The sequence below is a fragment of the Arthrobacter sp. HS15c genome, from assembly GCF_040812005.1.
Lineage (GTDB): Bacteria > Actinomycetota > Actinomycetes > Actinomycetales > Micrococcaceae > Arthrobacter.
This window is the reverse complement of the sequence record NZ_JBFOHM010000008.1, coordinates 254,850-277,057: the sequence shown is the minus strand read 5'-3', so window position 1 is coordinate 277,057 and position 22,208 is coordinate 254,850. Positions and strand designations below refer to the sequence as shown.

Genomic DNA, 22,208 nt, shown 5'->3' with positions numbered 1-22,208 from the left:
TTGGTATGCGTATTTTTCGTTGGCTCTGGAGGGGCCCGCGTCTAACTGACACGCATCCAACTTTCCTTCAGAGCCAACAGGGCAGAGATCATTCTCTGCCCTTCGCCATTTCCCGGCGGGTTCTGATTTGGGCCCGCTTCCACCCCCGGAACAGGACCCAAACATGAGCACCGCAACAGCCGCCACAGCCACACCGGCCGCAAAATCCACGTCAAACCTGCGCGTCAGCGAATTCACCGCGCTGCCCACGCCCCAGGAACTCATCGCCGAGCTGCCCCTGGACGACCGGGTGACTGACGTCGTCGAACGCGGACGCGATGAAGTCCGCGCCATCATGGACGGCGTGGACGACCGCCTCCTGGTCATCGTGGGCCCCTGCTCCATCCACGACCCCAAGGCCGGCCTGGAATACGCCCGCCGGCTGGTGAGCCAGGCTGAGAAGCACAAGGAAGACCTGCTCATCGTGATGCGGGCCTACTTCGAAAAGCCGCGGACCACGGTCGGCTGGAAGGGCCTCATCAACGACCCCCGGCTGGACGGCAGCCACGACATGGCCACCGGCCTCCGGACCGCCCGGCACTTCCTGCAGCAGGTCACCGCACTCGGGCTCCCCACCGCCACCGAGTTCCTGGAACCCATCAGCCCGCAGTACATGGCGGACCTGATTTCCTGGGGCGCCATCGGGGCGCGCACCACCGAAAGCCAGATCCACCGGCAGCTGGCCTCCGGCCTGTCCATGCCGATCGGCTTCAAGAACGGGACCGACGGCGACCTCCAGGTTGCCGTCGACGCCTGCGGTGCGGCCGGTGCCGCGCAGGCGTTCCTGGGAATCGACGGCGACGGCCGGGCAGCGCTGGTGGCCACCGCCGGCAACCCGGACACCCACGTCATCCTCCGCGGCGGACGCAAGGGGCCCAACTACTCGGCGGCCGACGTCGAAAGCGCCTCCGCAAAGCTCGCCGGCAAGGGCCTGAACCCGCGGCTGATTGTGGACGCCAGCCACGCCAACAGCGGCAAGAGCCACCACCGCCAGGCCGAAGTGGCGCTGGAAATCGGCGCGCAGCTGGAGGAAGGGGGACGCTCCGCCGATGCCATCGCCGGGGTCATGCTGGAGAGCTTCCTGGTGGGCGGCGCGCAGAACCTGGATGTCGCCGAACACGCCGCCGGACATTCGGAACTTGTCTACGGCCAGAGTGTCACCGATGCGTGCATGGAATGGGATGTCTCGGTGTCGGTCCTGGACCAGCTCGCGTCGTCGGCCCGCAAGCGCCGCACGGCGAAATGATTACCCGCGATGACTTTCACAATAGCCCCATGAACCTCTAGAGTATCTAGCACATGGTTGGTGGATGGCTCAGCATCGGCACACCGCAATGGCATAAACCTGGGGTCATGTTGTCCATCCGTCAGCAAAGGAATAGGGAAATGTCCGCAGAACAGAACTTCTCAAACCCGAAGTTCCTGACCGTGGCCGAAGTGGCCGAGGTCATGCGCGTCTCCAAAATGACCGTGTACAGGCTGGTCCACTCAGGTGAAATGCCCGCAGTGCGGTTCGGCCGTTCATACCGGGTGCCGGAAAGCGCCGTCGACCAGTACCTCAAGGGCGCTGTTGTGGACGGCCACTCCGAGACCGCCTGAACCGCACTGTCAGTGGGTGCCCCGGATAAGCGGTACCCTGTTAAGGAACGTTTTACGTCATTGTAAGAATCTGTCGGTTGTTTCAGTCTGTAGCTCTGTCCACGGACCTTTCCAGCAGACAGGTACTGCATCTAGTTTGTGAGGAACTTTCGTGGGTTCAGTTATTAAGAAGCGTCGCAAGCGTATGGCCAAGAAGAAGCACCGCAAGCTGCTTCGCAAGACGCGCCACCAGCGCCGCAATAAGAAGTAGAGATACTTCGAACTGCACAAAATGCCCGTTGCCTTCCCGGCAGCGGGCATTTTGTTTTGTCGGGGGGACGCCTTACGTGGATGCCGGGGTGCGGCAGTTAGATGCGGGGGCCGCGGATCCGGGAGAAGCCGCGCCAGAGGCCGTACACAACGCCTCCGGCGGTGGCGGCCTTCAGGCCCAGCGTGGCGGCGCGGCGGCCGGAGCGGAAGTCGTAGACCGGCCAGTTGTTGTCGCGGGCGTGGCGGCGGAGCCTGGCGTCCGGGTTGATGGCCACAGGGTGGCCCACGAGGGTCAGCAGCGGTATGTCGTTGTACGAGTCGCTGTAGGCCCAGCAGCGCTTGAGGTCCAGTCCTTCGGCGTCGGCGATGCCCTGGACAGCCACTGCCTTGGCGGAGCCGTGCAGGATGTCGCCCACGAGCCGCCCCGTGTACATCCCGTCCGCGATCTCGCCTACGGTGCCCAGGGCGCCGGTCAGGCCAAGCCGCGTGGCGATGACGGTTGCCACTTCGATGGGGGTGGCCGTGACCAGCCATACCCTCCGGCCCACGCGCAGGTGCTGCTGTGCCAGGGCCTTGGCTCCGGGCCAGATCCTGGAAGCGATCATTTCGTCGTAGACTTCCTCGCCGAGGGCCTTGACGTCTTCCACCGTAATCCCGGCGGCCAGGTTCAGCGCCGAATCGCGCACCGCATGGACGTCGTCCATGTTCTCGCCGCGCGTCACAAACTTGAATTGCTTCCAGGCGAACCCTGCCGCCTGCGTCAGCGTGAATGCGCCGCGCTGGTGCATCTTTCGTGCCACGTGGAACAGGCTGGCGCCCTTCATCAGCGTGTTGTCCACGTCGAAGAACGCCGCCTCGCCGGTCTGCGGCGCCGCAACCGGCTGCGTGACAACAGCGACGTACTTCTCCTCGGGCATGTCCCCGAGTCTAGTCAATGCAGGAGGCCCCAACTGTCGCGGCGCTGTGCGCCGCGTTGTCCGCCCCCAAAGGGCGATACGGTTAATGCATGGCAAGACCGCAGGTTGTCCTCATCACCAAAACCGACTGTCACCTGTGCGCGGACGCGCGCGACGCCGTCGGGCGGGTGACTGCCTCCCTGGGACTTGAGTGGACGGAACAGCGGGTCGACGACGATCCCGGGTTGCGTGACCGCTATGCCGAGGAGATCCCGGTGGTGCTGGTGGACGGGATCCAGCGCGATTTCTGGAAGATCGACGAGTCCCGGTTGGAGCGCGTCCTGCAGCGCGCCATGGCGCAGTAGGGCCGCGGTTCCGGGCAATGGCATCGGCTTTGTTGGCAGCAGGCGCGGGGCTCTAGAGTGGAACCACAACGCGACGCAAGGGAGGGGATAGTGAGTTCACTGGATTCATCTCCCCAGGCTGTCCATGGCGCCCCGGACGGGGTTGACAGCCAGGACGCGCCGGACGTGCAGGAAAGCAAGATCGCCGCGGACGGCAAGACCGCCGCGGCCAAGCAGATTCCGCCCGCCGCGGTAGCCCGCCTCACGCTGTACCTGCGCGCGCTTAACACCTTGCTGGCCGAAGGCGTGGAGCGGGTGTCCTCTGAGTCGCTGGCAGAGGCGTCCGGCGTCAGCTCAGCCACGCTGCGCAAGGACCTCTCGCACGTGGGCTCGTACGGCACCAGGGGAGTGGGCTACGAAGTCCAGTACCTCAGCCGCCACATAGCCGCGGCGCTCGGGCTCACCCACGACTGGAAGGTGGCCATTGTCGGCGCCGGTAACCTTGGCAAGGCGCTGGCCAGGTACGGCGGCTTCGAGTCACGTGGGTTCGATGTTGTGGCCATTTTTGATGCCGACCAGATGGTGGTGGGCAATGAGGTGGGCTGGCTGCGGGTCAGCGACGCCGCAGACCTTGAACCCGTGCTGCAGCGCACGGGCGCAAACATGGTGGTCCTGGCCCTGCCCGCCGCGGTGGCGCAGGGCGTGTGCGACCGCGTGGTGGCCGCCGGCGTCCGCAGCATCCTCAGCTTTGCGCCCGTGATGCTCCAGGTGCCCGACTATGTCAACCTCCGCAAGGTGGACATGGCCACCGAACTCCAGATCCTGGCCTACCACGCGCAGCGGGCGCAGACCCCGGGCCAGACCGCCTAGCAATCCGGCGGCTCCGGGATCCACGCCCGCGGGTGTGGTTGCTGATGTTGTTGTCTGTGTTGTTCTTGGCTGGAATGGTTTCCGGCAGACCGTCAGGCTAGCGGCCGTAAGGGTTTCCGGGCTGGCCGTACGGGTTGGCAAACGGCTGCTGCCTGCGGAAGTACGGGGCTGCGGCCGGCAGGAACAGCAGCACGATGGCTGCGATTCCCATCAGGGTTCCCAGTGTTCCGATGTTCGGCACCTGGAAGAGGCCGAAGACGGACAGCGCCGCGAACACGGTTCCGAGGATCCGGGCCCAGTTCTTGCCCTTGCGGACGAAGATGGCCACGAGGGCGTATAGCGCGGCCCCGATGATGGCAAAAACCACCAGGGTGCCGGCGATGACGCCCTTGAGGTCCTCGTAGGAGACCTGGCCGGCGGCGCCGCCGCTTTGCATGGCCTCTTCAAACGTGCTCCGCATCAGCGGATCATCCAGCTGGCCAATGCCCATCAGCATGGAGATGACAAAGACAACGCCGGACGCGATCAGCAGCCAGAAGGAAATGTTGACCAGCTGGGGGATCCCGTTGCTGCCTGGTGCCGCCGGCTGCTCGGACGGGTACTGAGCGTACGGTGACTGCCCGTACTGCTGGCCAAAGGGCTGCTGGCCGTAGGCCGGGGCCTGCGGCGGGTTCTGACCGAACGGCGGCGGGTTCTGGCCGTACTGGGGCGCCGGGGAGCCCTGTTCGCCGTACTGCGGGGTGTTCTGACCGAACGACGGCGGGTTCTCGCCGTACTGCGGAGCGTTCTGTCCGTACTGCGGTGCGGGGGGTGCCGGGGGCGTGGGCTGCGCGGCGGGCGGCGTGGGCTGGCCGAACTGCGGCGCATTCTCGCCGTAGCGGGGAGCAGCCGGCTGGCCGCCGGACTCCGGCTCGTTGGGGTTGGGAGGCTGGACAGGAGGCGTGCTCATGAGCGGTCCTTTTCAGGTCGGAGTGCGGATCGGCTGCCGGGATCGGTGCACTGGCCCTACCCCCAGCAAGGCTTACTTCCACCGTACCCCCGGGCGGCTCCTGAGCGGGTCATTCCGGAGAGGTATTCCCGCGTCATTCAGTGCGCAGGCAGTGGCAGCTCCGGAGGCGCTGGGAAGGCCGCAGCCCGGCTGGATCGCCAGGCTGCGGCCTTCGGGTCAACGGACCAAGCGGGGCGGGTCAGCCCCTGCCCTTGACGGCGGCGAACCAGGCCTGCGAGTTGGGCACCCACATCAGCACGGTTGCCGCGGCACTGATCAGGAATCCGAGCCAGTTGTTGCCGATGCCGCCGCCCACGCTGCCGCCGATCACGGCGAGGACCAGGGAAACCCCGGCAACAATGGTCAAGGCCAGGCGTGCCCATTCCTTGCCTTCCTTCATCCTCAGCACGAGGACGATCTGTGCGGCGGCGATGGCCAGCGCCACCAGGACCAGAAGGAGCACCACCATGGCGGCGGCGGGCGCAACGGTGAACAACGCCAGCGCCGCGAACAGTCCGAGGACTCCGCCCAGGACGCCCAGGATGCCGCCAATGAGCCAGATCCAATAGGAGACTTTGAGCTCGGTGGGCAGTCCGGCCACGTTGAACATTCCCGCGAAGCCGCCCTTGGGCAGCACGTCGTTGAAGTTCCGGGGGCCGTCCGTTGGCATCTCGAAGTGGAAGCCACCCGGCTGGCCCGGCGGCCCCTGTTGCGGGATTGGCTGACCTGGCTGCGGGTAGGCCTGGCCCGGCGGGGGATAAGCCTGGCCGGGGGCCTGGTATCCCTGCGGGGGCGGCTGGAAACCCTGCGGCGGCTGGTAGCCGGCGGGAGGAACGTTGCTGGCAGGCGGCTGCGCACCCGGCTGCTGCGGCGGCGGTACTTCACTAGGGTTGCTCATGGCTCTCACTGTAGACCGCGCATTCCCCGGTATCTAGGAGATCCGGGGCGAAATCGCAGGGAACAGCAGGGGGTTTTCCACAGGACGGACAGACGGCCAGGGCGAGGCCGCCGTTGGCAGTTAAAGTACTGTGCCCGGCCGCGGGATCCCAGAGGATCTGCGGCCGGGCACTAGAGAGTGTGAAAATCAGGCTGCGGGTGCGATGAACGCGAGCTCAAGGTTGATGGCAACCTTGTCGCTGACCAGCACGCCGCCGGCTTCCAGCACGGCGTTCCAGGTCAGGCCGAAGTCCTTGCGGCTGATGGTGGTCTCGGCGGAGACACCGGCGCGGGTGTTGCCGAACGGGTCAACGGCCACACCGTTGAACTCGGTTTCCAGCGCGACGGGCCGGGTGACGCCCTTGATGGTCAGGTCGCCGGTCAGCTCGTAAGTGTTGCCCTTGGCCACCAGGCCGTTGGAAACGAACGAGATTTCCGGGAACTTCTCCACATCGAAGAAGTCTTCGCCGCGGACGTGGCCGTCGCGGTTCACGTCGCCGGAGTCGAAGCTTGCGGTCTGGATGGTGGCGCTGATCCTGGAGTCGGCCACGTTGTCAGCCAGGTCCAAGGTTGCTGCGGCATCCTTGAACTGGCCGCGGACCTTGCTGATGCCTGCGTGGCGGACAGTGAAGCCGATTTCGCTGTGCGAGTTGTCCAGGGTCCAGGTGCCGGTGGTGACGTCTGCGGGAAGTGACATGGTGTTTCTCCTTGGGAGTGTGTCGGGTAGTACTACGAAAGGTTGACGCTTCATTTGTTGAAGTCTCAACTAACTGCTGCATCCAGTATAAACATGCATTTGCATCTTTTGTTCCCGCTTCCGGAACATTTTTTGAAAATCTTCAGTTCTACTGGATGTAGAAGATTTCGGATAGCACGCCATCTTTGAGAAACTGGTAAACATGCCCCAAGCCACTGTCCATTTGCTCCGCCACGGCGAGGTTCACAATCCCGACGGCGTTCTGTACGGCAGGCTGCCCGAATTCCACCTCTCCGAGCTGGGCCGGGAGATGGCGCAGACCCTCGCCGCGCACTTCAGCGAGCGTGCTGCGCAGGGTGCGCGGATCACCTACCTCGCGGCATCGCCGCTGGTCAGGGCGCAGGAGACGGCCGCACCCACGGCCGAAGCCCTGCACCTTGAGATCCACACGGATGAGCGCATCATCGAGGCCGAGAACTACTTCGAAGGCATGAAGGTCACCAAGGCGGAGCTCCGGAAGCCCAAGCACTGGCCGCACCTGGTCAACCCGCTCAAGCCGTCGTGGGGTGAGCCCTACAAGGCGCAGGCGGCCCGCGTCCGGGCCGCAGTTGAGCATGCCAGGCTCCGTGCCATCGAACTGGCCGGCGATGACTACGGGACGAACGGGCCCGAGGCCATCATGGTCAGCCACCAGCTCCCCATCTGGGCCACCCGCCTCAGCGCCGAGGGCCGTCCGCTCTGGCACGATCCGCGCAAGCGCGAGTGCACTTTGACGTCCATCACCTCGCTGGTGTTCGACGACGACGGCTCCCTCCTGCGCGTTGAGTACAGTGAGCCTGCTGCCGCCCTTCTTCCCGGTGCCGCCACCACCCCGGGAGCCTGACAGTGACGTATAACCCCCAAACCTCCCGCCGCAGCATGCTCGCCGCGGGTGGCGCCGCCCTGACCGCCCTGACCCTTGGCCTGTCCGCCTGCGCCCAGGAGGACGCCCTCGCCAAGCAGGCCAAAGCCGGAGACAACAAGAACTACGTTGCCGGCGACGGCTCGGTGACGGAGTTCGCCGCCGCCGACCGCAAGGCCGCCGTCGCCGTTAACGGCACCTTGTTTAACGGCACCGCGGTGACCCCCGCAGACTTCCAGGGCAAGGTGACGGTCCTGAACTTCTGGTTTGCCGCCTGCGCCCCCTGCCGGGTGGAAGCGCCCATCCTCGAGGAGCTGCACCAGGAGTTCACAGACCAGGGCGTGCAGTTCTTCGGCGTCAACCTCCGCGATGAAAAAGCCACCGCCGAGGCCTTCGACAAAACGTTCGGCCTGACCTACCCCAGCTTCGACGACAAGAACGGCGCCGTGCTCCTGGCCGTCTCCGGACTGGTCCCGCCGGGCGCCGTCCCCACCACGCTGGTCCTGGACAAGCAGGGCCGCGTTGCCTCCCGCGTGCTGGGTGAAATCCAGAAGGGCACCCTCAAAGCCCTCATTACCGCCGCCGTGGCAGAGTAGCGGCGGCCCCGGACCGTGAACAGCCCCTTCGCCGAAGCCATCCTGAACGGCTCGCTCCTGCTTGCCATCCCGGTGGCGCTGCTGGCCGGCCTGGTTTCCTTCCTCTCGCCCTGTGTGCTGCCCCTGGTGCCCGGCTACCTGGGCTATGTCACCGGCCTGAGCGGCGTGGACCTCGAACGCCAGAAGCGCGGCCGGATGCTCGCCGGCATCGGACTCTTTGTGCTCGGATTCTCCCTGATCTTCGTGCTGCTCGGCGGCGCCTTCGGCCAGCTGGGCACGCTGATCACCGGCTCCCAGAACGCCTGGATCACCCAGCTCCTGGGGGTCCTGGTGATCATCATGGGCGTCGTTTTTATGGGCGGCTTCGGCTGGCTGCAGCGTGACGCCAAGATCCACGCCAAGCCTCCGGCCGGCCTGTGGGGCGCGCCCCTGCTGGGGATCACGTTCGGCCTGGGCTGGGCCCCGTGCATCGGGCCCACCTACTCCGCGGTCCAGCTCCTGAGCCTGTCCGGCGGTTCCTCCGCCGCCAAGGGCGCCTTCCTGGCCTTTGTCTACAGCCTGGGCCTGGGCATTCCGTTCCTGCTGATTGCCCTGGCGGTCCGGCGCGGCATGGGTGTGATGTCCTTCTTCCGCAAGCACCGCCTGGCGATCCAGCGCACCGGCGGCGGCATCCTGATTGTGCTGGGCCTTCTGATGGCCAGCGGAGTCTGGGGCACCTGGGTGACCGGGCTGCAGTACTGGTTCCAAACCGATGTGAAGTTGCCGATCTGATGAGCGAGCGCGTGAAATCCAACAAGTTGTCCCCGGCCCCCGTCGCCGCCGCCAAGGCTGAGGCAGCCCTGCCCGCCCTTGGGCCGGTGGGGATGCTGCGCTGGGCCTGGACGCAGCTGACCAGCATGCGCACGGCACTGTTCCTGCTTCTGCTGCTGGCCGTCGCGGCGGTACCCGGTTCGCTGTTCCCGCAGCGCCCGGCCAACCCGTCCATCGTGACGCAATACATTAAGGACAACCCGGACTACGGGAAGCTGCTGGACACCCTCCAGCTCTACGACGTCTACTCCTCGGCCTGGTTCTCGGCCATCTATATCCTGCTGTTCATCTCCCTGATCGGCTGCGTGGTTCCGCGCGCCATCGCGCACTACAAAGCGTTGCGCTCCCAGCCGCCCCGCACCCCCAAACGGCTCTCCCGCCTCCCCGAGTACGGCACACTGGTGGTTCCCGCCGACGCCGGCCTCCCGGCGTCGGACGCCATCCGCAGCGCCGCGGGGCTGCTCCGGAAGCGCGGCTACCGCGTGGAGGTGAGGGACGACGACGGCGCGCGGCCGTCTTTGGGGGCCGAGCGCGGCTTCCTGAAAGAAGTGGGGAACCTGGCGTTCCACACCTCGCTGATCGGGGTCCTGGTGTCCGTGGCCGTGGGTGGCCTGTTCGGCTACAGCGGCCAGCGCATCCTGGTGGAGGGAGACACCTTCGTCAACACCCTGGTGGGCTACGACCAGTTCACCCCCGGCACCAACTTCCAGTCCAGCCAGCTGCAGCCGTACTCCATCCAGCTGGACAAGTTCGCCGTCACGTTCGACCGCGAATCCCAGGGGAAGTTCGGCCAGCCCATCGACTTCACCGCGGACGTCACCACCAAGGAAACACCCGACTCGCCCGCCAAGCAGGAGGTCCTGAAGGTCAACGATCCGGTGACCCTGGGCGGCACGAGCATCTACCTCACGGGCAACGGCTACGCCCCCGTGGTTACCATCCGCGACGGTGAAGGCAACGTGGCCATGCAGGGGCCCGTGGTGGCCAAGCTCCAGGGCGAGAACTACTACTCCTCCGTGGTGATCAAGGTGCCGGACGCCAAGCCCGACCAGCTCGGCTTCGCAGGCTTCTTCCTCCCCACCGCGTTCGTCACCGAGGAAGGCGTCTCCTTCAGCGGGGACCCCGAGCTGATCAACCCGCAGCTGACCCTGAACTCTTTCTACGGGGATCTTGGCCTGGATGACGGCGCCCCGCAGAACGTGTTCGAACTGGACGTCAAGGACCTGACTCCGCTGAACGCCCGCAACCTGGACGCCGGTGGCATCACCCTGGCGCCGGGCATGAGCTACACCCTGCCGGATGGCAAGGGGACCATCAGTTTCGACGGCGTGAAGCGTTACGTGGGCGTGGACATCCACCACAACCCCGGCCAGCTGTACGCCCTCATCTTCGCCCTGCTCGCCGTGGGCGGCCTCATCATCTCGCTCTACGTCAACCGCCGCCGCGTCTGGGTCCGCACTGGTTCCCACGAGGACGGCCGGACCATGGTGGAATACGGACTCCTCGCCCGCGGCGAGGACCACCGCCTGGCCGCCGAGGCGGCAGCGATCAGGAAGCTTCTCTCCGACGAGTGGCAGCTGACTGCCGAGGACGATGGCGCGGAACGCTCCGCCGGCACCCAGCAAACTCCCAGCCGCCAGGACGATAATGGCGCAGACTCTGTCTCCACCCCAGCTGGCCCCACCGGGCCGAAAAAGGACCAGTAATGCCCTTCGCCATCAACGAAACCATGGGCCAGTACAGCGAGCTGTTTATGCTGCTCGCCGCCGGCACGTACACCGTGGCCTTCATCGCCTTCGCCTGGGACCTGGCGAAGAGCAGCAAGGCGCTGCGCGCCGTTGACCTTAAAGCCGCCGAGGCAGAGCAGACCGCATCAAAGGTCCCCGTCGGCGCAGGGGTAGGTACGGCGGGTGCCGGCGCGGGCGCTCCTGCCGGCACTGACAGGACCGAGTCGCACCTTGCCGGACCTGCGGGCCGGGCTGAACGGCCGACGTCGTCCGCCGCCAAGCAGGCCGGCGGCGCCTCAGGTGCGGGACAGACCGCTGACGCGGACATGCGCTACGCAGCGGAACGCCGCGTCCCGGCGCGCGTCGCCGTCGCGCTCACCGTCCTTGGTGTGCTGATCCACGCGGCCGGGGTCATCACCCGGGCCCTGGGCGCAGGCCGGGTGCCATGGGGCAACATGTATGAGTTCCTCACCACCGGTGCCTTCGTGGCCGTTGCCGTGTTCCTGCTGGTGCTGATCCGCCGCGATCTGCGCTTCCTGGGTACGTTCGTCGTCGGCCTGGCCATCATCATGCTGGTGGCCGCCTCCGTGGCCTACTGGACTCCGGTGGGCCACCTGGTTCCGGCGCTGCAGAGCTACTGGCTGATCATCCACGTCTCCATCGCAGTGATGTCCTCGGCCCTCTTCACCCTCACATTCGCCATGTCCGCGCTGCAGCTTGTCCAGGCGCACCGGCAGAAGACTGTTGCCGCCGGCGGCGCTGACAAGCTCGGCTTCATGCGGCTGGTGCCGTCGGCGCTCAGCCTGGAAAACCTGTCCTACCGGATCAACGCCATCGCCTTCATCGGTTGGACGTTCACGCTGATGTTCGGTGCCATCTGGGCGGAGAAGGCCTGGGGCCGGTTCTGGGGCTGGGACACCAAGGAAGTGTGGACGTTTGTCATCTGGGTGGTCTACGCCGGCTACCTGCACGCCCGCGCCACCCGCGGCTGGACGGGCACCCGCGCGGCCTGGCTCTCGATCGTTGGCTACCTCTGTGTGATCTTCAACTTCACCATTGTTAACCAGTTCTTCAATGGCCTGCACTCCTACTCGGGCCTCTGAGCAGGGGCTTCTTTGCCGGACGCCATTCCGGCGCGGGGGAAAGTAAAATCGGTGTAGCAATAAGGGTGTCGCCGGCGAATCGGTAATGCTACCTTGGTGGAAGCTCGTCTGTGATGAAGCTCGCGGACGGCATGCTGCGTTTTTCTGAGGTGCCCATGAGCTACGTTCTCGCCATTGATGTCGGGACCAGTTTTACCGCCGCCGCTATAGCACGTACTGACCGGATTGCCCCGCCTGTTCCGGAGAGCCTCCCGCTGGGGCTCCGCGGAACGTCGGTGCCCTCCGTGATCTATTACCCGGAGGAAGGCCCCATCCTCGTGGGGGAGTCCGCGGAACGCCGCGGCCTCGATTCCCCGGACCGGGTGGTGCGGGAATTCAAACGCCGGATCGGAGACAACGTCCCGATCGCCGTGGGCACCCTCTCACTGCCGGCGGAAGAAGTCTTCGCCACCATGGCCGGCTGGGTGGTTGACCGGGCCGCGGAACGCGAAGGCGAACCGCCGTCGCAGATCATCCTGTCGCATCCGGCAGCCTGGGGCGGCCACCGGATCGCCGTCATCCAGGAAGCCCTCACCGCCCGGGGCCTCAACGACGTCATGCTGGTCAGTGAACCGGAGGCGGCAGCGCTGCATTACGCCTCTCAGGTGAGGGTGGAGGACGGCAGCACCATCGCCGTCTACGACCTTGGCGGCGGCACCTTTGACACGGCCATCCTGAAGAAGGCCGACGCCGGCCGCTTTGAATTCCTCGGCCGGCCCGAAGGGATCGAAGGCCTGGGCGGCGCCGACTTCGACGCGGCGGTCCTCCGCCACGTCGCGGCCCACACCGGGGAAGCGTTAACCGCCCTCGACCCCGCCGACCCGGCGGCGATGGCGGCGCTGGCCCGGCTCAGGCGTGAATGCGTGGAAGCAAAGGAAGCGCTCTCGGCCGACAGCGAGGCCAGCATTTCCGTGTTCCTGCCCGCCGTCCACCAGCAGGTGCGGCTGGTCCGCTCCGAACTTGAGGCCATGATCGAGGAACCCATCCGTGAGACGGTGGACGCCCTGGAACGTTCCCTCGACGAGCTCGGCCTCGGGGCGGATGACCTCACCGCGGTACTCCTGATCGGCGGGTCCTCGCGGATTCCGCTCGTGGCCCAGCTCATTTCGGAACAGCTGGACCGGCCCATCGCCGTGGACGCTGACCCCAAGTCCTCCATTTGCCTGGGTGCAGCGGTGGCCGCACTTCGTGTCCGGCCGGTTGCGGTGGTCTCGGCCGTGACGGAGGCCTCCGTCACGGACTGGGATATCAGCGCGGGCCTGGCCGCTGCCGTAGCCGCCATGGATCCCGCCTCCAAGGGAACCCTTCCAAAGGCTGCCTTGACAACCATTGCCCTGACAAACGTTGAGCCGCACGGGGACAACCGCCGTGCCAGCTGGTCCCGGAAGCCCGGGGCAGCTTTTGGCTCCTTGGCTGGCACCGGCGACTTGACCGTCGGTGCCAGGGGGCATTCGGGCGCCCATGCCGGGGCCCATGCACCTGGCGCGAAGGCCGGACAGCACAGCCCGCGGCCCACCGTCCGGCTTACGGCAGTGGCAGCCGCGGCGGCCATGCTGACCGTCCTCACTGCAACGACTGCACAAAGTCCCGTGGGGCTGGGCAGCCTCACTGCCATGTTCTCACCGCCGGGAGTGAGCTCAGCGAACGGGTCAGTGGCGGCCGCCGCCGCGGATCCGGGTGGCCCGGCTCCGGCAGGCGTTGGTGCAGCCGGAGCTGCGGCCGGCGCCGCGGGCGGGGCACAGGCTCCGCTGAGGGGCCTTGAAGCCAGCGCCAAGAAGTCTACGGACCAGCTCTCCACTACGGCCGGGTTCGAGGTAGCGGCATCGCCCACCAGCAGGCCATCCGACAGCCCGCCCGCATCAGGGTCCGCAGGCAGTGAAGGTGCCGGCGCGGCAGGAACCACACCAGACGGAACGGGTGTAGCAATGTCCGATCCAGCACAGGGGACCGGCGGATCCGGTACTTCCACGGAAACGCCGACAACGGATCCTGACCCCACCACTGACCCTGTGCCGGACCCGACGACGGATCCGCCTGCGCCGGACCCAGACCCGACAACGCCGGCGCCCGACCCGACGACGCCTGCGCCGGATCCGACGACACCCGCGCCGGATCCTGATCCAACGACGCCCGCGCCGGATCCGACGACGCCAGTGCCGGATCCTGATCCGACAACGCCGCCGCCCGACCCGACAACGCCTGCGCCCGACCCGACAACGCCCGCGCCGGACCCGACCACCGAGCCGCCTGCGCCGGAACCCACTGCTGACCAGGTCCCGTTAGAGCCGGTGATCTGACACATGGCAGGCGATGATCAGCCCTCAGCCCGGGAACTCCTCAACGGCCACCGGCGGGGGACGCACCTTCCGCCGTCGTATGCTTACGGCCCGGAACCGGCCGAGCCGTCAGCCCGGCCCGAAACGGACCTGCTGTCCCCGGGCAGTCCGCAGTACATGGCGCAGCAGCTTCGCGGCGAGAACGCCGCTGTCCGGGAACTCCTGCTGGCATTGTCGGTGGGCTTCAGCCTTCCCGGCCCGCTGCCCGCGGAACTCGGACGGAAGGTGGCGGGAGGGGACGTCGAGAGCCTCGATTCCCTTGTGGCAAGGGCCGAAGCCTCCGGGCTCCTCCTGCCTGACGGCACCGTCGTAGGGACTGCGCAGCATGCACTCCTGACCCTGACGCCCACAGCCAGGATCCACGCGCTGCAGCGCGAACTCGTAGGAAGCTTCGCCGCGGAGGGCCGCCCGCTCGGCGACTTCGCCCGTGAACTGGCACGGAGCGGCCTCGCTGACCCCCGCGTAGCGGCGGACCTGGAAGGGGCCGGAAATAAGGCTCTCGAGCGCGATCCGGGCCTGGCCGCCCAGCTCTATGACGAGGCACTCCTGGCGGGCGCCGATGAGTGGGCCACTGCGGCCCGCCGCGCGCATGCCGCGTCGGCCACCGGAGACCTGGATACCGCGGACCGCATCATCGAGGGCCTGTTCGTGCGCCCCGAACCCCCCGACCTCCGGCTCGCTGTGGACGTCGCTGCTGCCGTGTGGGCGCAGCGGGGAATGCTGGGCCGCAGCGCGGACGTCTACAGCTGGCTCGGCGCGGGAAAGATGGGACCTTCCGCGCCGGCTGCCGCCGTGGCCATGATCGGCTGCGGCAACCGCGCCGGAGCCGAGTCTATGTTCCCCAGCGGCTCGTCTCCGGCGTCTCCCACGCTCCTGGCCGTGGCGCAGGCCCAGACGGCCAAGGGCGTCCTGGAATCGCTGGCCGGGGACCCGCACCAGGGGCTTCCCCTCCTGATCCATGCGTCCGACATGATGAACGCGTCAGGCGCATCGGTCCCGTTCCCCGATACACCCGGTAGCCTCGCTGCGCTGGTGGCCCTGCACAGCGGTGAACCGCACCTGGCGGAGACCATCGTGCGGGCAGCCGTCGCCGCAGGCCAGGGCGGCGACGCAGCCAAGCCGAGGCTCTTTTTGCTCCAGGCGTGGTCAGCCATGCAGCAGGACAACCCCGAGGACGCCCGGCTGGCCATCAACGAAGCCTCAAAAGCCAACCACTGGCCACTGGTCCCACGCGATGAGTTCCTGTGCTCAGCCCTGGAGGTGGGCCTCGCACGCAGAAGCGGCGAAGTCCACGGCCTGGTCCTGGCGTGGGAACGCGCCCGGGAAGCCATGCTGCACACGTCCGTAGACCTGTACAGCCTGCTGCCGTGGGGCGAACTGATGATTACAGCCGCACGGCTCCGGGAGACAAGGCGGGTGTCGCATTACCTGGACGACGCGTGGAAGCTCTTGCACCGTCTTGGCGACCCCCCGCTGTGGGCGGTGCCGCTGCACTGGGCAGGCGTCCAGGCGGCGTTGCTGAACGAGAGCCCGGCAGACCTGGCACCGCATGCCACTGCCTTGGCCCGGGCGGCGAACCACAGCCATCTCGCGTGGGTGCTCGCTGCCGCCGGCAAGGCCTGGGTTTCGGTCCTCGCAGCAAACTTCCTGGCCTCCGATGTGGAGGCTGCCGCACGGGGCCTGAACGCCGTTGGAATGCCGTGGGAGGGTGCGCGCCTTGCCGGGCACGCCGCGGCCCGGGCGGACGAGCGCAAGGACATGGTGCGCCTGTTGGCCTGCGCCAGGGACCTGCACCCGCAGGGAAGCTCGGCCGGCACGGGCGCGTCCGGACCGTCGGAGGCGCGCAGCGTTCCCACTGCGGACAGCAACGGCAGCCAGCCGCCGGACGGCGGCGGATTGAGTGAGCGCGAAAAAGAAGTGGCGAGACTGGTGCTGGAAGGCAAGACGTATCGCGAGATCGGGGAAGCCATCTACATCTCCCCGCGGACCGCTGAACACCACATTGCCCGGATCCGCCGCCGCCTCGGAGCCGAAAACCGCTCCGACCTGCTGGTCCGGCTGCGGCTTGCCCTCGGGGCCGAAAACCCCCAACGGGAGTAAGCCCCTAGTACCCCTAACGGGGCCGCCGGCGATCCCCTAGCAGGGGACAGGACGGTAGGGGGAAGTGACCCGATGCCCGGTCTTTGGGTGGGACCGTACGTTTGATTCAAGCCCGGTAAACGACGCCAGGCCATCCACAACTCAGAGAAGATTTGAGGACACCCAATGCCTACACTCGCCAACGAGCTCGTCCAGTTCCTGATGAGCCTTTTCGGAAACCACCAAGCGGCACAGGAGTTCCTGGACGACCCGGAGCAGGCGCTGAGTAACGCTGGCCTCGGCGACGTCTGCTCTGCAGATGTCGATGCCGCCATGCCGGTTGTTTTGGACTACGCACCCATCACCCTCAATCACTCGTCCTTCGACCGGGAGTACAACACCGGCGGCAACGGCGCAGCAACCGGCCACAACGGTGGCGGTGCCACTCCTCCTCCGCCTCCCCACGGCGGCGGCGGACACCACGATGACCACGCGCACGCTGTCCAGCAGCTGCAGCACGTCGTCAACAACTACTCCTACACCTCAACGGTGGATGACCGCGACACCATCACCGACCAGTCCGTGAACCAGAACATCTGGGCCGACGGCGACGTCCGGCAGTGGTTCGACAACGACTCGGTGGTTGCTTCCGGTGACCGTGCCATAGCGGCCGGCGATGACGCCGACGTTTCGGATTCCAACAACATCCGCGACTCCTACAACACCGACAACTCCACGGACAATTCGACGGACAACTCGATCTACGCCGGCGGCGATGTCAACATCGGCAACGCGGACACCGACATCGACGACTCTTTCAACACCGATGTGGACGTCGACGTGGAGGATTCCTTCAACGACAACTCGGACAACTCGGATAACTCCGACAACTCCATCAACGATTCGTACAACGACAATTCGGACAACTCGACTGAGACCGATGTGGACGTCGACGTCGAGGATTCCTTCAACGACAACTCGGACAACTCCACTGAGACGACCACGGATAACTCCGACAACTCCATCGAAATCGAGGACACGTTCACGGACAACTCCGACAACTCCACCACCACGGAGGTCGAGATCGAGGACTCGTTCCAGGACAACTCGACTGAGGTGGCTGTTGCCGACTCGTTCAATGATGAGAGCACCGAGGTGGAGATCGAGGACTCCTTCCAGGACAACTCGACCAACACCGATGTGGATGTCGACGTCGATGTTGAAGATTCGGTCGTTGCTGGTGATGACGTAACTCTGTAGCGGCCAGTCCCGGGGTACCGGGAGTGCCCGGCAGGTGGCCCAGCACACCTGCCGGGGACTTCTCACGGGAACCAACGTCCATTTTCGAAACTTGTTGCAAAGGACTGCCAGTGGCTGAAACACCAATCCCCGGGGGCCTGGCAAAGACGCCAGACCTGGCAGGACCGGCAAGGCCCTCGACGCCCCCCACGGCGGCACAACTGGCAACGCTTGTGGAACAGGGCATCGAACTGGTCAGCGCCGGAGACCGCGCCGACCTGCGCAAGCGCCTGGACCAGACGCTCCGCAGGCTCCAGGACCCAAGCATCCGCGTCATAGTGGTGGGTGAATTCAAGCAAGGCAAAAGCAAGCTCATCAACGCTTTGGTGAACGCCCCGGTGTGCCCTGTCGACGACGACATCGCCACATCGGTGCCAACGCTGGTCCGGCACGGTGATCCGGCGTCGGCATCCGTCCTCCTGCCGCGGGCTGACGTGGAACCCGGCGACGAGGCCGCCCTCGAACGCCAGCCGGTCAACATCGCCGAACTCGCCACCTATGTTTCCGAACGCGGAAACCCCGGCAACGCCAGGAAACTCGTGGCCGCCGAAGTCTTCCTGCCACGCAAGGTGCTGGCAGACGGCCTGACCATCGTTGACTCGCCCGGCGTTGGCGGCCTGGGGTCCAGCCACACACTGACCACCCTTACCGCGTTGCCCACGGCAGATGCCATGCTGCTCGTTTCGGACGCTTCCCAGGAATACACCGAACCGGAGATCAGGTTCCTGAAGCAGGCCATGCGGATCACGCCGAGCGTGGCGGGTGTGCTGTCCAAGACCGACCTTTACCCGGAATGGCGCAGGGTTGCCGACCTGGACCGGGGCCACCTCTCCCTGGTGTCGCCGGACATCCCGCTTTTCCCGGTTTCCTCGGATCTCCGCCTGGAAGCCGCCCGGCTGCAGGACGGAGAACTCAACACGGAGTCCGGCTTCCCGGGCCTGATCGGCCACCTCCGGAACGAAATTGTGGGGAAAGCCGAACGGATCCAACGCCGCTCGGTGAGTCAGGACCTCCTCTCGGTCACTGACAACCTCCGCCTGTCCCTTCAGTCGGAGCTGGCGGCGCTGGAGGACCCGGAAGGAACACCCGCGATGATCGCCGGGCTGGAAGCTGCCAAACTTGAGGCCGACGACCTGCGCAAGCGATCAGCGCGCTGGCAGATAACCCTGAATGACGGCATCGGCGATCTTATAGCCGACATGGAATACGACCTCCGGGATCGGTTGCGTCGGATCCAGCGCGAGGCCGAGACCGCCATTGACCTGGGCGACCCGGGTCCCACCTGGCCACAGTTCTCGAAATGGCTGGAAGAATGCGCGGCAGCCGCAATTTCGGACACGTTTGTCTGGACGAGCGAACGGTCGCAATGGCTCGCAGCACAGGTGGCTGAGCACTTTTCCGAGGAGGAAGTTGCTCTCCCTGTGCTGCGCGTATCGGACACCGGGGACGTCCTGGATCCCGTGGACGACATGCCCCGGCTGGATGACGGGAAGATCCATCCGATGCAGAAGGTCCTGATCGGCATGCGCGGGTCCTATGGCGGTGTGCTGATGTTTGGCCTTCTCACCGGGATTTTCGGGATGGCGCTGATCAATCCGCTGTCCGTCGGTGCCGGACTGCTGCTGGGCCGCAAGGCGTACCGGGAAGACAAAGAGGCCAGGCTCAAGCGGAGGCAGGCAGAGGCGAAGACCCTGGTTCGCCGCCAGCTGGACGACGTGGTGTTCCAGGTAGGAAAGCAGCTCAAGGACCGGCTCCGGCTGGTTCAACGCTCCGCCCGCGACCACTTCACCGAAATCGCTGAAGAGCACCACCGCTCGCTCTCCGACTCTGTGGCCGCCGCACAGAAGGCCGCCACAACCTACAAGCTGGAAAGGGAGATGCGGATCCGGGACATCAAGGCTGAACTCAAGCGCGTGGATGCCCTGCACCGCATAGCCGAATCGGTGGCGGCCGAGCCGGTGGCAGCCAAATCGGTGACGGCCAAAGCAACGGTGAAGCCCGCAGGCACACCGGCCGCCACGCCACCGGCGGCCCCTGCAGCAGTGGTGGCCGGATGACGGAGGCTACCAGCGCCGGAGTGGCTGACCTGATCCGGGAGGCACGCGCCTTGTACCGCGATGACCCTGCGGCGACAGCAGCCCTGGAAGGCTACGCCACAAGGCTTGCCGAGCCCCTGCGGGTTGCCGTGGCGGGAATGGTGAAAGCCGGCAAATCAACCCTGCTCAACGCCATCATCGGCGAGGAGATCGCGCCCACCGACACCGGCGAATGCACCCGCATCGTCACCTGGTACCGGTATGGGCACTCGCCGCGGATCACCCTCTATCCTGTAGTCGGTGAGCCGCGCACGCTGCCCCTGAAGCGCGTTGACGGGCGGCTGGTATTCGTCCTGGGGACCGAACGTGCCCAGGACGTGGAGCGCCTGGTCGTGGAATGGCCTTCGGAGAGCCTGCGGGCCGTCACCCTGATCGACACACCGGGAATCGCGTCGCTGTCCGAGGATGTTTCTGCCCGGTCCGTCAGCTTCCTCACGCCGGGCGACTCGCCCTCAGAGGCCGACGCGATTATATACCTGATGCGGCATATGCATGCCTCCGACCTTCGGTTCCTGGAGTCGTTCCGGGACACCGAAGCCGGCCGATCCGGCACGGTCAATGCCCTGGCCGTGCTGTCCAGGGCCGACGAGATCGGTGCGGGGCGGATCGATTCCCTGCTCTCTGCCGGGGATATCGCCGAGCGGTATCGCCGGGACCACAGCCTGCGAAAGCTGGCATTGGGGGTGGTCCCGGTGGCTGGCCTCCTGGCGCAGAGTGCCCGGAGCATGCGACAGTCCGACTTCGAATCGCTGGCCCTCCTAGCCGGCATGGACCGGGCGGCCCGCGAGAAGCGGTTGATCTCTGCGGACAGGTTCCTGCGGTCCGGCGTGCCGGAGGGCCTTGGCGCCGAAGCCAGGGCCTCTCTGCTGGCGCGGTTCGGGCTGTTCGGGATCAGGCTGGGTGTGGTCCTGATCCGGGCGGGGTTCACGGATCCCACACCGTTGGCGCACGAACTTGCCAGGCGCAGCGGCCTTGACCCGCTGCTGGCCATGGTGGCCCGCCAGTTCCATTCCCGCGCTGACGCCCTGAAGGCACGCACCGCGTTGGTAGGCGTGGAAACCCTGCTCCGGACCTCGCCGCCGCCCGAAGGCGCAGGACACCTGGCGGCGGCGCTGGAACGGCTCCAGGTCAACGCCCACGAATTCCGGGAGTTGCGCCTGCTCGCTACCCTGCGCACCACCGGAACGTCACTCAACGAGGATCTGGCGGACGAAGCCGAGATACTGATCGGCGGCGCCGGCACCGCGGCGCATCTCCGGCTGGGCCTCGAACCGGAGGCCACGCCCGAGGCGGTCACCGCCGCGGCCCGCGAATGCCTGCGCCGCTGGCGGCTGGTCTCGGAAAGTCCCCTGACGGACCGTTCAGGGCAGGACGTATGCCGCGTGGTCATGCGCAGCTGCGAAGGCGTCCTCGCCGAGTCCGCCGCCCTGCAGCTGAACCACTAGCCCCGCTTCCGCGACCGCAGCCAGGCATTGCTGGCAGGCATGAACAGCAGCACCAGCCCCACGAATGCCATCAGCATCTGGGTCCCCCACAGCAGCCAGACATAACTGCCGCCGTCGCCCTCGGGAACAAGGAAGGCCTCCGCCACCAGCACCGCGCCCACATGGACGAGCAGCAGCGGAATCATCAGCCAGCGGACCCAGCCCTGCCGGGCGTTGACAATGGCCAGGGCGGCCGCCTCGAGGAGGATCACCAGCAGCATGGTGCCCATGCTGCCCCAGAAGACAATCGCCGAAGCGGCCGTCAGGGCATCGGCGTCGCCCCCGGGCGCCATCCCGTCCACTACTGCCCGCAGCCGTTCCAGGTGTGAATCACGGGTGAGGAAGGAACCTGCAAGCACGGCGAAACCGGCGACGAAGCTGAACACCCAGAGCGTTCCGGCCGCGCGGATTGCGCGCGGCGTGGGAGGCGCCACCACAATGGGCGCCGGTGAGGAATAGCTCAGGCCCGGACGCGGCGGCGGCGCGGGCGGACCGGATGGCCGGGAAGGGGCAGGCTGGGCGGGACCTGGTGACGCGGCTGGCTCACCTGACGGGGGTGCGGGCCGGGTGGTCCGCAGCTGCTGTTCTCCGTCGGGTTCGTGAGCCACGGGTGCTACTTCCGTTCGTCGGTATCGTGCGTGTCAGCATCCCCGGTGCTGGCGTCGCCGGCCGCTCCGCCGCCGGCGCCGCCCGTCCCACCGGTCCCGCCCGACCCACGGCCGCCGGCGTCCGGACCGGCGCCGGAAGAACCGCCGTCGGCCTTTGCCTCCAGCTCATCCTTGAGCTTCTTCAGGCGCGAGGCCTCCGCCTGGTTGCGGCGGCGGACTTCGAGGTTGCGGAGGAAATCGGGGTCGTCGTCCGGGGCGGTGGGATGGCTGTAGTTCTGCCGGACCGGCGGATTGCCGCGTGGACGGCCGATCAGGAGCCACAGAATGGCGCCCAGCACCGGCAGGACAATCATCACGATGATCCATGCGGGCTTGGAGATGCCCCGGGTGAGGCGTCCGTCAGTGCGGATCACGTCCACCAGGCCATACACAAAGATGGCGAGTACTGCGACGGCGAGAACCACACGGAAGAGCATGGCATTAAGTCTATCGTCCGGACGGGGCGGGCGTTC

21 protein-coding genes are annotated in these 22,208 nt (G+C 66.6%); 15 read left to right on the top strand and 6 right to left on the bottom strand.

The window, feature by feature from the left end; genetic code table 11:
• The first annotated feature begins 163 nt into the window (after window positions 1-163).
• The 3 genes from ABV518_RS15365 (at window position 164) to ABV518_RS15355 (ending at window position 1,888) form a co-directional block, all read left to right on the top strand.
• A complete protein-coding gene (locus ABV518_RS15365) occupies window positions 164-1,285 on the top strand; it encodes a 3-deoxy-7-phosphoheptulonate synthase (RefSeq protein WP_367768179.1) in 1,122 nt (373 codons plus the stop codon).
• Window positions 1,286-1,425: 140 nt separating this feature from the next.
• A complete protein-coding gene (locus tag ABV518_RS15360; RefSeq protein ID WP_367768175.1) occupies window positions 1,426-1,638 on the top strand; it encodes a helix-turn-helix domain-containing protein in 213 nt (70 codons plus the stop codon).
• Window positions 1,639-1,789: 151 nt separating this feature from the next.
• Window positions 1,790-1,888, top strand: a complete 99-nt coding sequence (locus tag ABV518_RS15355) for an AURKAIP1/COX24 domain-containing protein (RefSeq protein ID WP_003792170.1) — start codon at window positions 1,790-1,792, stop codon at window positions 1,886-1,888.
• Between the two features lie 97 nt (window positions 1,889-1,985).
• Here the strand turns inward: ABV518_RS15355 and ABV518_RS15350 are convergent, their stop codons facing one another.
• Complete coding sequence (locus ABV518_RS15350) at window positions 1,986-2,804, bottom strand: HAD family hydrolase (protein ID WP_367768171.1); 819 nt, start codon at window positions 2,802-2,804, stop codon at window positions 1,986-1,988.
• 89 nt (window positions 2,805-2,893) lie between these two features.
• On the opposite strand from ABV518_RS15350, the gene ABV518_RS15345 reads away from it, so the two are divergent.
• Entirely contained in the window at window positions 2,894-3,148 is a 255-nt protein-coding gene (locus ABV518_RS15345; RefSeq protein ID WP_367768168.1) for a glutaredoxin family protein, read from the top strand.
• Between the two features lie 90 nt (window positions 3,149-3,238).
• Window positions 3,239-3,997, top strand: a complete 759-nt coding sequence (locus ABV518_RS15340; protein ID WP_367768165.1) for a redox-sensing transcriptional repressor Rex — start codon at window positions 3,239-3,241, stop codon at window positions 3,995-3,997.
• A 97-nt stretch (window positions 3,998-4,094) separates the two neighbouring features.
• Here the strand turns inward: ABV518_RS15340 and ABV518_RS15335 are convergent, their stop codons facing one another.
• The 3 genes from ABV518_RS15335 to ABV518_RS15325 form a co-directional block, all read right to left on the bottom strand.
• On the bottom strand, window positions 4,095-4,946 hold the full coding sequence (locus tag ABV518_RS15335) for a hypothetical protein (RefSeq protein ID WP_367768162.1): 852 nt from the start codon (window positions 4,944-4,946) through the stop codon (window positions 4,095-4,097).
• A 238-nt stretch (window positions 4,947-5,184) separates the two neighbouring features.
• Window positions 5,185-5,883, bottom strand: a complete 699-nt coding sequence (locus tag ABV518_RS15330) for a hypothetical protein (protein WP_367768159.1) — start codon at window positions 5,881-5,883, stop codon at window positions 5,185-5,187.
• A 186-nt stretch (window positions 5,884-6,069) separates the two neighbouring features.
• Entirely contained in the window at window positions 6,070-6,618 is a 549-nt protein-coding gene (locus tag ABV518_RS15325; RefSeq protein WP_367768156.1) for a YceI family protein, read from the bottom strand.
• A 202-nt stretch (window positions 6,619-6,820) separates the two neighbouring features.
• On the opposite strand from ABV518_RS15325, the gene ABV518_RS15320 reads away from it, so the two are divergent.
• The 10 genes from ABV518_RS15320 (at window position 6,821) to ABV518_RS15275 (ending at window position 21,049) form a co-directional block, all read left to right on the top strand.
• Complete coding sequence (locus ABV518_RS15320; RefSeq protein ID WP_367768153.1) at window positions 6,821-7,501, top strand: histidine phosphatase family protein; 681 nt, start codon at window positions 6,821-6,823, stop codon at window positions 7,499-7,501.
• 35 nt (window positions 7,502-7,536) lie between these two features.
• Window positions 7,537-8,115 carry a TlpA disulfide reductase family protein gene (locus tag ABV518_RS15315; protein ID WP_131134946.1) on the top strand — a complete coding sequence of 193 codons (579 nt, stop codon included), beginning with the start codon at window positions 7,537-7,539 and terminating at the stop codon, window positions 8,113-8,115.
• A 15-nt stretch (window positions 8,116-8,130) separates the two neighbouring features.
• A complete protein-coding gene (locus ABV518_RS15310; RefSeq protein WP_367768149.1) occupies window positions 8,131-8,886 on the top strand; it encodes a cytochrome c biogenesis CcdA family protein in 756 nt (251 codons plus the stop codon).
• The gene (locus tag ABV518_RS15305; RefSeq protein WP_367768146.1) at window positions 8,886-10,631 is read left to right on the top strand and encodes a cytochrome c biogenesis protein ResB; all 1,746 of its coding nucleotides are present in this window, start codon (window positions 8,886-8,888) and stop codon (window positions 10,629-10,631) included. Before ABV518_RS15310 ends, ABV518_RS15305 begins: the two co-directional genes overlap by 1 nt.
• The gene (gene ccsB / locus ABV518_RS15300; protein ID WP_367768143.1) at window positions 10,631-11,755 is read left to right on the top strand and encodes a c-type cytochrome biogenesis protein CcsB; all 1,125 of its coding nucleotides are present in this window, start codon (window positions 10,631-10,633) and stop codon (window positions 11,753-11,755) included. The genes ABV518_RS15305 and ccsB overlap by 1 nt, the downstream gene beginning before the upstream one ends.
• A 113-nt stretch (window positions 11,756-11,868) precedes the next feature.
• Entirely contained in the window at window positions 11,869-14,091 is a 2,223-nt protein-coding gene (locus ABV518_RS15295; protein WP_367768307.1) for an Hsp70 family protein, read from the top strand.
• A gap of 3 nt (window positions 14,092-14,094) precedes the next feature.
• Window positions 14,095-16,230, top strand: coding sequence for a LuxR C-terminal-related transcriptional regulator (locus ABV518_RS15290; RefSeq protein ID WP_367768140.1), 2,136 nt, complete (start codon window positions 14,095-14,097; stop codon window positions 16,228-16,230).
• 165 nt (window positions 16,231-16,395) lie between these two features.
• Window positions 16,396-17,469, top strand: coding sequence for an IniB N-terminal domain-containing protein (locus ABV518_RS15285; RefSeq protein WP_367768138.1), 1,074 nt, complete (start codon window positions 16,396-16,398; stop codon window positions 17,467-17,469).
• A 155-nt stretch (window positions 17,470-17,624) separates the two neighbouring features.
• Window positions 17,625-19,565, top strand: coding sequence for a dynamin family protein (locus ABV518_RS15280; RefSeq protein WP_367768305.1), 1,941 nt, complete (start codon window positions 17,625-17,627; stop codon window positions 19,563-19,565).
• Entirely contained in the window at window positions 19,562-21,049 is a 1,488-nt protein-coding gene (locus ABV518_RS15275; RefSeq protein WP_367768135.1) for a dynamin family protein, read from the top strand. Before ABV518_RS15280 ends, ABV518_RS15275 begins: the two co-directional genes overlap by 4 nt.
• On the opposite strand, the gene ABV518_RS15270 is transcribed toward ABV518_RS15275, so the two are convergent.
• Both ABV518_RS15270 and ABV518_RS15265 read right to left on the bottom strand, forming a co-directional pair.
• Window positions 21,046-21,696 (bottom strand): hypothetical protein, encoded by a 651-nt coding sequence (locus tag ABV518_RS15270; RefSeq protein ID WP_367768134.1) that lies wholly within the window; start codon window positions 21,694-21,696, stop codon window positions 21,046-21,048. The genes ABV518_RS15275 and ABV518_RS15270 overlap by 4 nt on opposite strands.
• A gap of 5 nt (window positions 21,697-21,701) precedes the next feature.
• Window positions 21,702-22,172, bottom strand: a complete 471-nt coding sequence (locus ABV518_RS15265) for a PLD nuclease N-terminal domain-containing protein (protein ID WP_367768133.1) — start codon at window positions 22,170-22,172, stop codon at window positions 21,702-21,704.
• Window positions 22,173-22,208: the final 36 nt, after the last annotated feature.